This window comes from Marivita sp., assembly GCF_017643905.1.
In the GTDB taxonomy this organism is placed as follows: Bacteria; Pseudomonadota; Alphaproteobacteria; order Rhodobacterales; family Rhodobacteraceae; genus Marivita.
Genome location: NZ_JAEPMO010000127.1, coordinates 1 through 12,298, shown reverse-complemented (window position 1 = coordinate 12,298; position 12,298 = coordinate 1). Strand labels below are relative to the sequence as shown.

Genomic DNA, 12,298 nt, shown 5'->3' with positions numbered 1-12,298 from the left:
GATCTGGATGACAAATGGGTCTATGTCGAAGGCGCGGATGCGTCCTCGAACGGCCGATCCATCCCGATGGACAAGGCGCTGGACGATGTTCTGGTCGCGTTCAAGGCGAACGGTGAAGCGCTGCGCAAAGAGGACGGCTACCCGGTGCGTCTGGTTGTTCCCGGTTGGGAAGGCAACATGTGGGTCAAATGGCTCCGCCGGATCGAGGTGACGGCGAACGCGGTCGAAAGCCGCGAGGAAACGTCGAAATACACCGACACGCTGGCCGATGGGACAAGCCGCAAGTGGACATGGGTGATGGACGCGAAATCCGTCGTCACCTCACCCAGCCCGCAATCCCCCATTACGCATGGCGCGGGTCCGCTGGTCATCACCGGTCTTGCATGGTCGGGCCACGGCGCGATCACCCGTGTCGACGTGTCCAAGGACGGCGGCAAGACATGGGAAACCGCGCGTCTGGCCAAGCCGGGCGAGAAGATGGCACTGACCCGCTTCTATCTCGACACCGAATGGAACGGTGAAGACATGCTGCTCCAGTCGCGGGCAATGGACGAAACGGGATATGTTCAGCCGACCAAAGCGCAACTGCGCGAAGTGCGCGGCGAGAACTCGATCTATCACAACAACTGCATCCAGACGTGGCACGTCAAACCCAACGGGGAGGCCGAAAATGTCGAAGTCTCTTAATCTTTTCGGCGGAACTGCACTCGGCACCGTGGCCGTCCTGACAATGGCGGTGAACTTTGCCGACCGCAACATCGCGGGGTTCCCGGAAAACCCGCCGGTGATGACGGCGATTGCACCGCCCGTGGTGTCGAGCGGTCTGGTTGCTGCAGCGAATGCCTCGACTGGCGCAGGTGAAGGCAAATTCGGTCTTGGACGCCCTGCACTGGCGGAAGAAATCGCTGCATGGAACGTGGATGTCAGCCCTGACGGAACGGGGCTTCCGGTTGGCTCTGGCTCGGTCGAAGACGGCGAAATGATCTTTTCCGAAAACTGCGCGGTCTGTCACGGCGAGTTTGCCGAAGGCGTAGACAATTGGCCTGAGCTGGCTGGCGGCGAAGGCACGCTCGCAGACGCGGACCCGGTCAAGACCGTGGGCAGCTATTGGCCCTACCTGTCGACCGCATGGGACTACGTCCACCGCTCCATGCCGTATGGCAATGCGCAGACGCTTACCAATGACGAGGTGTACGCCATCGTTGCCTACATCCTCTATTCCAACTTCCTCGTGGATGACGATTTCGTTCTGTCGAACGAGAACTTCCTCGAGGTCGAGATGCCGAACGCGAACGGCTTCATCATCGACGACCGTGCCGAGACCGAATACACGATCTGGCGCACCGAGCCTTGCATGGAAAACTGCAAGGAGACCGTCGAGATCACCATGCGCGCGACAGTACTGGATGTGACGCCCGAGGAAGAGGGCGCTGAAGCCGCCACCGAGGCACCAGCAGTTGTCGAGACCGCCGCTGTTGCGGAACCCGTTGCCGAGGCAGCCGAGACCGCTCCGGTCGCGGTGGCTGCCGCAGCCGGCCCGGACCGCGAACTGGTGGCCGCCGGTGAAAAGGTTTTCGGCAAGTGCAAGGCCTGCCATCAGGTTGGCGACGGTGCGCAAAACCGGTCGGGTCCTGCGCTGAACGGCATCGTTGGCGCAGACATCGCCTCGGTTGATGGGTTCAAGTATTCCAAGACGCTTGCGGAAATGGAAGGCAACTGGACTCCGGAAAATCTTGCGGCCTTCCTTGCTGACCCGCGTGGCTATGCAAAAGGCACCAAGATGAGCTTTGCCGGCCTGAAGAGCGACGACGACATCGCGGCTGTCTCGGCCTATCTTTCTACCTTCGAATAATACTTAATTGCGCGGCAAGACAGTATCTTGCCGCGCAAAAACCCTTAACATGAAGCTGTGAGTCAGCTTTAAGCGAACCGCTACACACGAGGTGTCATGGCCAATACGTCTGGTATGTTCCTTTCCGTGATCGGAGGTGCCGCGCTCGTGCTTGGGACCGCCTATGGATGGACCTCGCGGAACTACCGCGCGTCCGAACTTGACGTTTTGACGGACCGCCTTGCGCAGCTTGAACGCAGCAACGCAGACTTGGCCGCAAAGGCCGATGAGACATCTGCGCTTGAGGCTAGGCTGTCGGAACTGGAGACCGAACTGGCTGCGGCCTTGCAAGCTGCCGAGGACGCCAAACAGGCCGCCATGCAACCGGTTGCCGCCGTTGCAGACCCGGTGCTTCAGCCTGAACCAGACCCCGTCATTGCCGACGCCACCGGACTTGAATTTGGCGATCCGTCCCGCGGCGAACAGGTGTTTGCGCAATGCCGGTCCTGTCACCAGATCGGGCAGGGCGCCGAGGATCGGATCGGACCACATCTCAATGGAATCTTCGGCCGGCGTGCGGGCGTCCATGACGGGTTCCGCTATTCCGACGATATGGCGATGATGGGTGCCGATGGTCTGACCTGGGAGATCGAGACGCTCAACGCCTATCTGGAGAACCCCAAGGCGCTGGTGTCACGCACCCGGATGAACTTTGCCGGTCTGAAAGACCCGCAGGAGCGGTCTGACATCCTGGCCTATCTGCGCCAGTTCTCGGCCAGCCCGCAAAACATCCCCGAGGCCGCGCCCACCGCACAGGCGCGTGAGGTGGAACTGTCGCCCGAAGTGCTCGCCATTGTGGGCGATACGGATTATGGCGAATACCTCGCCAGCGAATGCAAGACCTGCCACCAGCAGGATGGATCGGACCGTGGCATCCCGTCGATCACGCATTGGCCGACCGAAGATTTCGTTGTCGCCATGCATGCCTACAAAAGACAGATCAGACCGCACCCGGTGATGCAGATGATGGCTGCCCGGTTGTCGGATGAAGAGATCGCCGCGCTCGCGGCGTATTTTGCCGAAGCCGAGTAAGGTCCGGAAGAGACCAAAACGGCCAAGGCGCGTAATGAAAACGGGAGGAAAACCATGAAACTCAACAGACGGGCTTTTGTCGGCACCGGGATCGCGGCGGCAACGCTCAGCGCCCCGATGGTACACGCGGCGTCACACGGCAAGCCCAAGGTGGTTGTCGTAGGCGGCGGTGCAGGCGGTGCCACCGCCGCGCGCTACATCGCCAAGGACAGCGCTGGCGAGATCGACGTGACACTGATCGAACCGACGCGCAGCTACTACACCTGCTTCTTCTCGAACCTCTATCTTGGCGGGTTCTGGGATCTTGAGAACCTGTCGCATTCCTACGGGAAGCTGGCGTCGGACTACGGCATCAATGTCGTGCATGACTGGGCCACGGGGGTTGACCGCGATGCGAAGACCGTATCCTTGGCGGGCGGTGGCGCGGTACCGTATGACCGCCTGATCCTCAGCCCCGGTATCGACTTTGTCGAAGGCTCCGTGCCCGGTTGGGACCTCTCGGCGCAGAACGCGATGCCGCACGCCTACAAGGGCGGCAGCCAGACCGAGTTGCTCAAGACGCAGATCATGGCGATGCCCGAAGGCGGCACCTATGTGATGGTAGCCCCGCCCAACCCGTACCGTTGCCCGCCCGGACCGTACGAGCGGATCTCGATGGTGGCGCATCAGCTCAAGGCGAACAATCCGACGGCCAAGATCATCATCGCCGACCCGAAAGAGAAGTTCTCCAAGCAAGGTCTGTTCGAGGAAGGCTGGCAGAAGCACTATCCCGGCATGATCACTCGCATCGGCCCGGATTTCGGCGGAGAGAACGTGACGGTCGATCCTGCCGCCATGACGGTGGACATCGACGGTGAAGTGGTCAAGGCGGATGTGGTCAACGTGATCCCGGCGCAAAAGGCAGGTCTGATCTGCGACGCCGCTGGTCTGACCGAGGGCAACTGGGCGCCGGTGGACGGGCACACGATGGTGTCGCGTCTGGACGAGAACATCCACATCCTGGGCGACGCCACCAATCAGGGTGACATGCCGAAATCCGGGTTCTCGGCCAACAGCCAGGCCAAGGTTGCGGCGATGGCGGTGCGCGGTGCGCTCACCGGCAGCCGCGTGTTCCCGGCGAAATTCTCGAACACCTGCTGGTCGCTCATTGCGACGGATGACGGTGTGAAAGTCGGCGCGGCCTATGAACCGAATGACGAGAAGATCGCCAGCGTGTCGAGCTTTGTCAGCCAGACCGGCGAAGATGCCGCCCTGCGGAAGGCGACCTATGAGGAAAGCATCGGCTGGTACGAAGGGATCACGGCCGACATGTTCGGCTGATCTTTGGTGCAGATTTGGGAAAAGGCCGGGCATGCGACCCGGCCTTTTTCTTTTGGAATTGTGTCGGATCGCTGCGCGATCCGACCGATTGGAGGGCCAGCCCTCCAAACCTCCCGGAGTTTATCGGGCAAGATGAAGATCAGACAGGTTGCAGGCCCTTCATGGCGCCGACAAGTTCGGGGATCTTTTTCTTGAACTTGAAAAACCCAGCGGTGGCATGAGGCCAGGCCCGGCGGTCGAAATCGCGCAGCGGGCGGACAAGGGGCAGCGCGCGGATGTCGTTGAGGATCGTGGCCGCAGGGCCGACAGGGGCATAGGGCGTGACGATCTGCTCTGCGCCCATGCTGTGTGCCCAGTCTTCGATCTCTTGTGCTGTGGTGAGACCGGTGGTGACAGGACCAAGTGAAGAGGACCAGCGCGCGGTGCAGTCGGCCATCAGCGCAGCTTTGAATGTCTTGACCTGCGGCGCGATATGCAAAGGACCGATCTGAGCGGTGGCATCGAGCGTTGCGGTTGCCATCGGTTTCAGCCCCTGATCGAACAGCCAGCCAGGGCTGAGATCGTCTTCGTGCAGGATCAGGACTACAGGCTTCGATGGGTCGAGCCTGTCCCCCAACGGGGCTTCCATGCGAGGTGGATGCGGTGGGCCGTCCAATGGTTCGGGGTTGGAGGCCAGTTGGTAGAGCGGTGAGAACCGTCCTTCGGTATATTTCGAGATGTTAGATGCGCGTGCGACGTAGTTTTTTCCTTCGGTCTGCAAGCCTGCGACCCAGCGCCAGCTGAGCGTATTGGAGGCCGGGTCACCGTCGTACAGGTGTCGCAGGAAGAAATCCGCCCCCAGTTCCCAGGGCAGCCGCAGCGTGAAGATCCAGATCGAGGCAAACCACATTCGGGCGTGGTTGTGCAGGTAGCCGGTCCTCACCAGTTCCTGTGCCCAGTGGTTGAAGCAGTCGATGTCGGTTTCGCCTTTGCAGGCGGCTTCCCATTCGCTGCGCAGGCCGGATTGGGTCTGTACCTGATCCCATGCCCGCAGAAGACCCTGCTGGTAGCCGCCCCAGACGGCCGGGCGCATTTCCAGCCAGCCTTTCCAATAGGTCCGCCAGAACACCTCTTGAACGAATTTTTCGGCGCTGCCGAGAGAATAGCGGCCCAGCACTGCCTCAAGCACGTCGGCTCCGGTCAGAAGCCGATGCCGGAGATAGGGCGAGAGGGTCGACACATTGTCGTGATGCCCGGGGCCGCGGTCATAGTTACGCTGCGCCGCGTAGTCGCGGGCAGCCTTTGGAACAAAGCTCTGCAGCTTTTCCAGTGCAGCAGTTCGGGTGGGGGGAAACAGATCGGTCATGTTGCGCGAGCTAATCTCGCGCAGTGCCAGGTCAAGGTCCGCAGATGAACCGCTGCCCCTTGCAGCCCCCCAAGCCGGACACTAGTCTTGAGACAACTCGCAACCAAGCCCACCGTCCGGCGGGCTTCTCATCCAGGCAGGCACAGATGAAAGATCCCTTTGATACCTATATGAACACGCTTGTTCCCATGGTGGTGGAGCAGACCAGCCGCGGCGAGCGCGCCTATGACATCTTCTCGCGCCTGCTCAAGGAACGGATCATCTTCCTGAGCGGTCCGGTGCATGACGGGATGTCGTCGCTCATCGTGGCACAGCTTTTGCATCTTGAGGCGGAGAACCCGTCCAAGGAAATCAGCATGTACATCAACAGCCCCGGTGGCGTGGTGACCAGTGGCCTGTCGATCTATGACACGATGCAATACATCAAGCCCAAGGTCAGCACGCTGGTGATCGGGCAGGCGGCCTCCATGGGGTCGTTGCTGCTGACGGCGGGTGAGGCCGGAATGCGCTTTTCGCTGCCCAACAGTCGCGTCATGGTGCACCAGCCGTCGGGCGGGTATCAGGGTCAGGCAACGGATATCATGATCCACGCGCAGGAAACACAGAAGCTGAAGACACGTCTGAACGAGATCTATGTGAAACATACGGGTCAGACGCTCAAGAAAGTCGAAGCGGCATTGGAGCGTGACAATTTCATGTCGCCCGAAGAAGCCAAGGACTGGGGGCTGATCGACGAGATTGTCGAAAGCCGAGTGAAGACGTCCGACGACGCATAAATCGTGATTGGGTCACGTCGTCTCGGATGCGTTTTTGACGTTGTGGCCCAAGTTTTGCTGTCCTAAGGTTCTGAGAAGAAAATACGACACACGCATAAGGTGAATAGATTGAGATCATACATCCATCGCGTGAGTCAGGAAAGGTAAAGACATGGCGACGAATTCTGGCGGCGACAGCAAGAATACTCTTTACTGCAGCTTTTGCGGCAAAAGCCAACATGAAGTCCGAAAACTGATCGCCGGGCCGACCGTCTTCATCTGCGACGAATGCGTCGAACTCTGCATGGACATCATCCGCGAAGAGACTAAAGGCGGTGGCCTGAAGTCGACGGATGGCGTCCCGACCCCGCGTGATATTTGCGATGTTCTGGATGATTACGTGATCGGTCAGTCATTGGCCAAGCGCGTGCTCTCGGTGGCGGTGCACAACCACTACAAGCGCCTGAACCATTCGCAGAAATCGTCTGACATCGAACTGGCAAAGTCGAACATCCTGCTGATCGGACCGACCGGTTGCGGCAAAACACTTCTGGCGCAGACGCTGGCCCGGATTCTGGATGTGCCGTTCACCATGGCGGATGCGACCACGCTGACCGAAGCCGGTTACGTGGGCGAAGATGTTGAGAACATCATCCTCAAGCTGCTGCAATCGTCCGAATACAACGTCGAACGCGCTCAGCGCGGCATCGTCTATATCGACGAGGTCGACAAGATTACCCGCAAATCCGAGAACCCGTCGATCACACGCGACGTGTCGGGCGAAGGTGTGCAGCAGGCGCTGCTCAAGTTGATGGAAGGCACGGTTGCGTCGGTGCCGCCGCAAGGGGGCCGCAAGCATCCGCAGCAGGAGTTCCTGCAGGTGGACACGACCAACATCCTCTTCATCTGCGGTGGGGCGTTTGCCGGTCTGGATCGGATCATCAAGCAACGCGGCAAGGGCAGCGCGATGGGCTTTGGCGCGGATGTGCGCGATGAAAGCGAAAAGGGCATCGGTGAGACATTCAAGAGCCTGGAACCCGAGGATCTGCTCAAGTTCGGTCTGATCCCGGAATTCGTTGGTCGTCTGCCGGTCATCGCGACGTTGGAGGATCTCGACGAAGACGCGCTGATTACCATCCTGACCAAGCCGAAGTACGCGTTGGTCAAGCAGTATCAGCGTCTGTTCGAGTTGGAGCATACCACGCTCAGCTTCACCGACGACGCGCTCAGCGCCATTGCCAAGCGGGCGATCCATCGCAAGACAGGCGCACGTGGTCTGCGGTCGATCCTCGAGGACATTCTGCTCGACACCATGTTCGAACTGCCGGGCATGGATGACGTTGTCGAGGTTGTGGTGAATGAAGAGGCTGTGACGTCTGACGCCAAGCCCCTGATGATCTATGCGGATCAGAAAAAGGAATCCGTCGAGGCTGGTTGAACCCACTCTCGTGAGCAATGTGAAAAGGTGGGCATTTTGCCCGCCTTTCTTTTTGGGAAAAGAACGATGACGATCAAAAGAATTCACAGCGGAAGCCCGTTTGAGGCCAAGATTGGCTATTGCCGTGCTGTCGTGGCTGGCGGTTTTGTTCATGTCGCTGGCACAGTCGGGCAGGGGGATACTGTCGCCGAACAGTGCCAAAGCGCGCTTGACGTGATTGCGGGTGCGCTGGACAAGGCGGGGGCGTCGATGGCCGATGTTGTCCGCGTGACCTACTACCTTCCGGACCGGCATGAATTCGAAGCCTGCTACGACATCCTCGCGGGCACTTTTGGCGAGAACCCGCCGGCGGCGACGATGATCGAGTGCGGCTTGATCGACCCGAAGTACCGGATCGAGATCGAAGTCACCGCTCTGGCTCCTGCTGCGTCATAGCTGCGCTGGACCTTGGCCCGCAAAGCGCCCTATATAGCGCTGAACCAACCCCGAGGAGTCGTCCATGGGCATTCTGAATACCCTTCTTCGCGCTGTCACCTGGTGGAACGGGCAGACGCTTGGCACCCAATTCTACACGTGGCGCAATGGCGAAAAAGTGGGTGAGGACACCCAGGGAAACATCTTCTACCAGTCGCGTGACGGCAAACGGCGCTGGGTGATCTACAATGGTGAATCCGAGGCAAGCCGCGTTGATCCCGATTGGCACGGCTGGCTGCACCATACGTTCAAGGAACTGCCGACCGACCGTCCGCTTCCGAAAAAAGCCTGGGTCAAGCCGCATCAGGAAAACCTGACGGGCACCGCCCTGGCCTATGCACCGGCCGGGTCGATCCGCCGTCCCGATCCCAAGCCGCGTCAGGACTACGAGGCGTGGAGCCCGGAATAATCCGGGACATCTGGATCAAAGGCAGGTTGATGATGCCACGTCTGATGGCCATTCTTGCATCGCTTCTGCTGGCGTCTGCCGCCATGGCCCAGCTTGCCACCACCAATGGCACCGGTGTCGCGGTGCGGGCGCTGAACAAGCTGACCGGCAAGGTGACCGATTTGCAGGTGGTCAATGGGCAGTCCGCGACCGTGGGGCGTATCACGGTGCGCGCCAACGAATGCCGCTATCCCGAAGGCAATGCGGCAGGCGAGGCCTATGCCTCGCTCACTATTACCGAGATCGGCAAGGACGCCCCAGTCTACCAGGGTTGGATGATCGCGTCATCCCCAGCGCTCAACCCGATGGACCACCAGCGCTACGATGTCTGGGTATTGCGCTGCACAACGTCCTGACCTGACGCCGCCAATGGGGCGCTGGTGATTTCGGCGGTGATCTGCAGCGCCTGTGCCAGATGTGCCCTGTACTCTGCCCGTGTGATCTCGATGGCGCCGAGCGAAGCCAGGTGATGCGTCAGGAATTGCGTGTCGAACAACACGAACCCCGTCCGCCGCAACAGATCGACCAACCACGCCAATGCAATTTTCGACGCGTCGCGCTGGCGCGAAAACATGCTTTCCCCGCAAAATGCGCCGCCGACAGCCACGCCATAAACTCCACCGATCAGACGGTCATCGGCCCAGACTTCCAGCGAATGGGCATGTCCTTGGTGATGCAGTTCTTCGTAAAGCACGCGGATGTCGTGGTTGATCCACGTCTCGCTGCGATCTGCGCAGGCGTCGATGACATCGACGAAGGCGGTGTTCAACGTCACGCGGTAAGCGTCCCGGCGCAGGGTCTTGGCAAGGCTGCGCGAGATACGAAACCCGTCCAAAGGGAACACGCCCCGCTTACGCGGATCGACCCAGAACATCTCTGGATCGTCGCGATGTTCGGCCATCGGGAAAACACCTGCACGATAGGCCTGCAACAACAACTCGGGTGTGACCGTCATGGCGCATCACCTTGCGCGTCGGCGTGAAGCGGGTGCGTGATCGGCCTCAAGGCTTCGCGTAGGTGCGCTGCAGCCAATGCTCGAGCCAGTGGATGTTGTATGCCCCGCTCCGCACGTCTGGATCCTGCAAAAGGTCGCGGAACAGAGGTACGGTGCTGTCCACGCCATCCACGATCAATTCCCCCAATGCGCGGGACATCCGTGCGAGCGCCTCGTCCCGGTCGCGGCCATGCACGATCAGCTTGGCGATCAGGCTGTCGTAATAGGGCGGAATTCTGTAGCCATCATAGAGCGCGCTATCCATGCGCACGCCCAAGCCACCGGGCACGTGATACTGCGTGATCCGGCCGGGTGAGGGCGAGAAATTCGGCAGCTTCTCGGCATTGATCCGCGCCTCAATGGCATGGCCGTTGATGACCAGATCGTCCTGTTCAAATGACAGCGGCAGGCCCGAGGCGACGCGGATCTGCTCGCGCACCAGATCGACACCAAAGATGGCTTCGGTCACAGGGTGTTCGACCTGCAGCCGGGTGTTCATCTCGATGAAATAGAACTCGCCGTTTTCATACAGGAACTCGATTGTACCCGCACCCGCATAGCTGATCTTGGACACCGCATCGGCGCAGATCTTGCCGATCCGGGCGCGCTCTTCCTCGGTGATGCAGGGACCGGGGGCCTCTTCCAGAACCTTCTGGTGGCGGCGCTGCAACGAACAGTCGCGTTCGCCCAGATGCACGGCCTTGCCTTTGCCGTCGCCGAAGACCTGCACTTCGATATGGCGCGGGGTGGTCAGGTATTTTTCGATATAGACTTCGTCATTGCCGAACGCGGCCTTGGCCTCGGACCGGGCTGTCTGGAACGCGCGTTCCATGTCGGCCGCGGTTTGCGCCACCTTCATGCCGCGCCCACCGCCACCAGCGGTGGCCTTGACGATCACCGGATAGCCGATCTCTTCGCCGACCTTCTTGGCCTCGGCCAGATCGGCCACACCGCCATCCGACCCAGGCACGCACGGCACGCCAAGCGCCTTGATCGTGTCCTTCGCGGTGATCTTGTCGCCCATGATGCGGATATGTTCCGCGGTCGGGCCGATAAAGGTCAGCCCGTGATCTTCGACGATCTGCACGAAACGCGCATTCTCGGACAAGAAGCCGTAGCCCGGGTGGATCGCTTGCGCGCCGGAGATCTCACAGGCCGAGATGATCGCGGGGATCGACAGGTAGCTGTCGGTGGACGAGGGGGGGCCGATGCAAATCGCCTCGTCGGCCATGCGCACATGCATCGCGTCTGAATCTGCCGTCGAATGCACTGCGACGCTGGCCACACCCATTTCCCGACAGGCGCGGATCACGCGAAGGGCGATCTCGCCCCGGTTGGCAATCAGGATTTTGTCAAACATGCCAGAACCCGATTATTCAAGGATCACGAGCGGTGCGCCGTATTCGACGGGGGCTCCGTCTTCGACCAGAATACGTTTCACCGTGCCGCTGCGCGGAGCGGGAATGTGGTTCATCGTCTTCATCGCTTCCACGATCAAAAGCGTGTCGCCTTCGTTGATCTGCTGCCCAACGGAAATGAACGCAGGTGCGCCCGGTTCCGCCTGCATATAGACCGTGCCGACCATCGGCGATGTGACAGCACCCGGATGCGAGGCCGGGTCTTCCGGCGCACCTGGTGCTGCAGGTGCAGCCGCGGCGGCAGGTGCTGCGGCGGGCGCAGCAGCAACGGTTGTCTGGACGGCAGGCGCGACCTGGGTGACACGACTGACGCGAACATTGAGGCTGTCATCCTCGCCGTATTCGCGCTTGACCTGCAATTCGGTCAGGTCGTTTTCCCGAAGCAGCTTGGCCAGTGCTTCGATAAACGCCACGTCCGCGTCGTGATTGGTCTTGGTCATGCTGTCCCTCGCCCGCTTCTTGCTCTTGATGCGGCCCCGTCGGTGATTGGATCGGAAGCGCGCTTTACCTACGGGCACCACCCGCATTGCATGCCTTTCCTTGCACCGATTACAGTTCAGGAGCAAGGGGCAGCTGCGATCAATGTCGGCAACTGAGCGAGAGAAGGCGGCGTGACCCCTTTGGAATTCAGCTCTCCGCCGCTGCCTCTTTTGCGGCTTCAAGGGTCAGGGCCTGCTCTGACATGAGCGCCTTGATCTGCATTTGAACCGCCGAAGGGGGTGCTGAGGGTATGACCACGGTGTCATCCTGACTGACGATTGGAAAAGGTGATGCGCCAGCGACGGGTTGCGCGGTAAGCGCAGCGGGTTTCGCAAGGAAGTCGCCCCGGTACAGCGTTTTGAGAGCCATGCTGGGCATGGTTGGATAAAAAACAGGCATTGTCATGCTCTTTCATGTCAAAGCCCCCACAGCCCGAGCTTAGCCGAAATTGCCCCGCAATGCGCGGTGAGAGTCAAAACTGGGTTAACTGTTTGTGAATCAAAAAAAGGGCGGTCCCGAGACCGCCCTTCATCGTTTGGATTTTCTTGAAGATCAGCCTTTATTCATCCGGTTTTCGATGAGGTCATCGACGACGGAGGGGTCTGCGAGTGTTGAGGTGTCGCCGAGGGCGCCGTAGTCGTTTTCGGCGATCTTGCGCAGGATGCGGCGCATGATCTTGCCGGAGCGGGTTTTCGGCAGGCCG

14 protein-coding genes are annotated in these 12,298 nt (G+C 60.3%); 9 read left to right on the top strand and 5 right to left on the bottom strand.

The window, feature by feature from the left end; genetic code table 11:
• The 4 genes from JJ869_RS17790 to JJ869_RS17775 form a co-directional block, all read left to right on the top strand.
• The coding region (locus JJ869_RS17790; RefSeq protein WP_292269083.1) for a molybdopterin-dependent oxidoreductase at window positions 1-687 on the top strand (687 nt) is incomplete at its 5' end.
• Window positions 671-1,852 carry a c-type cytochrome gene (locus JJ869_RS17785; RefSeq protein ID WP_292269082.1) on the top strand — a complete coding sequence of 394 codons (1,182 nt, stop codon included), beginning with the start codon at window positions 671-673 and terminating at the stop codon, window positions 1,850-1,852. The genes JJ869_RS17790 and JJ869_RS17785, both read left to right, overlap by 17 nt.
• 357 nt (window positions 1,853-2,209) lie before the next feature.
• Entirely contained in the window at window positions 2,210-2,923 is a 714-nt protein-coding gene (locus JJ869_RS17780; protein WP_292269085.1) for a c-type cytochrome, read from the top strand.
• A gap of 54 nt (window positions 2,924-2,977) precedes the next feature.
• A complete protein-coding gene (locus JJ869_RS17775) occupies window positions 2,978-4,243 on the top strand; it encodes an NAD(P)/FAD-dependent oxidoreductase (protein WP_292269081.1) in 1,266 nt (421 codons plus the stop codon).
• 139 nt (window positions 4,244-4,382) lie between these two features.
• Here JJ869_RS17775 and JJ869_RS17770 read toward each other — a convergent pair whose 3' ends face one another.
• Window positions 4,383-5,588 (bottom strand): FAD-binding domain-containing protein, encoded by a 1,206-nt coding sequence (locus tag JJ869_RS17770; protein ID WP_292269080.1) that lies wholly within the window; start codon window positions 5,586-5,588, stop codon window positions 4,383-4,385.
• A 146-nt stretch (window positions 5,589-5,734) separates the two neighbouring features.
• Between JJ869_RS17770 and JJ869_RS17765 the strand changes: the two genes are divergently transcribed.
• From JJ869_RS17765 to JJ869_RS17745, 5 genes are all read left to right on the top strand, one after another.
• Window positions 5,735-6,364, top strand: coding sequence for an ATP-dependent Clp protease proteolytic subunit (locus JJ869_RS17765; protein ID WP_292269079.1), 630 nt, complete (start codon window positions 5,735-5,737; stop codon window positions 6,362-6,364).
• A 151-nt stretch (window positions 6,365-6,515) separates the two neighbouring features.
• Window positions 6,516-7,781: an ATP-dependent Clp protease ATP-binding subunit ClpX gene (clpX, locus tag JJ869_RS17760; RefSeq protein ID WP_292269078.1), complete on the top strand. Its 1,266-nt coding sequence runs from the start codon at window positions 6,516-6,518 to the stop codon at window positions 7,779-7,781.
• Between the two features lie 66 nt (window positions 7,782-7,847).
• Window positions 7,848-8,216 carry a RidA family protein gene (locus JJ869_RS17755; protein ID WP_292269077.1) on the top strand — a complete coding sequence of 123 codons (369 nt, stop codon included), beginning with the start codon at window positions 7,848-7,850 and terminating at the stop codon, window positions 8,214-8,216.
• A gap of 64 nt (window positions 8,217-8,280) precedes the next feature.
• Entirely contained in the window at window positions 8,281-8,664 is a 384-nt protein-coding gene (locus JJ869_RS17750) for an NADH:ubiquinone oxidoreductase subunit NDUFA12 (RefSeq protein ID WP_292269076.1), read from the top strand.
• Window positions 8,649-9,059, top strand: coding sequence for a DUF2155 domain-containing protein (locus JJ869_RS17745; RefSeq protein ID WP_366510474.1), 411 nt, complete (start codon window positions 8,649-8,651; stop codon window positions 9,057-9,059). Before JJ869_RS17750 ends, JJ869_RS17745 begins: the two co-directional genes overlap by 16 nt.
• Here JJ869_RS17745 and aat read toward each other — a convergent pair.
• The 4 genes from aat to JJ869_RS17725 form a co-directional block, all read right to left on the bottom strand.
• Complete coding sequence (aat, locus tag JJ869_RS17740) at window positions 9,023-9,658, bottom strand: leucyl/phenylalanyl-tRNA--protein transferase (RefSeq protein WP_292269075.1); 636 nt, start codon at window positions 9,656-9,658, stop codon at window positions 9,023-9,025. The genes JJ869_RS17745 and aat overlap by 37 nt on opposite strands.
• Before the next feature lie 46 nt (window positions 9,659-9,704).
• Window positions 9,705-11,057, bottom strand: a complete 1,353-nt coding sequence (accC, locus tag JJ869_RS17735; protein ID WP_292269074.1) for an acetyl-CoA carboxylase biotin carboxylase subunit — start codon at window positions 11,055-11,057, stop codon at window positions 9,705-9,707.
• Window positions 11,058-11,069: 12 nt separating this feature from the next.
• Complete coding sequence (gene accB, locus JJ869_RS17730) at window positions 11,070-11,555, bottom strand: acetyl-CoA carboxylase biotin carboxyl carrier protein (RefSeq protein WP_292269073.1); 486 nt, start codon at window positions 11,553-11,555, stop codon at window positions 11,070-11,072.
• Window positions 11,556-11,742: 187 nt separating this feature from the next.
• The gene (locus JJ869_RS17725; protein WP_292269072.1) at window positions 11,743-11,994 is read right to left on the bottom strand and encodes a hypothetical protein; all 252 of its coding nucleotides are present in this window, start codon (window positions 11,992-11,994) and stop codon (window positions 11,743-11,745) included.
• Between the last annotated feature and the right edge of the window lie 304 nt (window positions 11,995-12,298).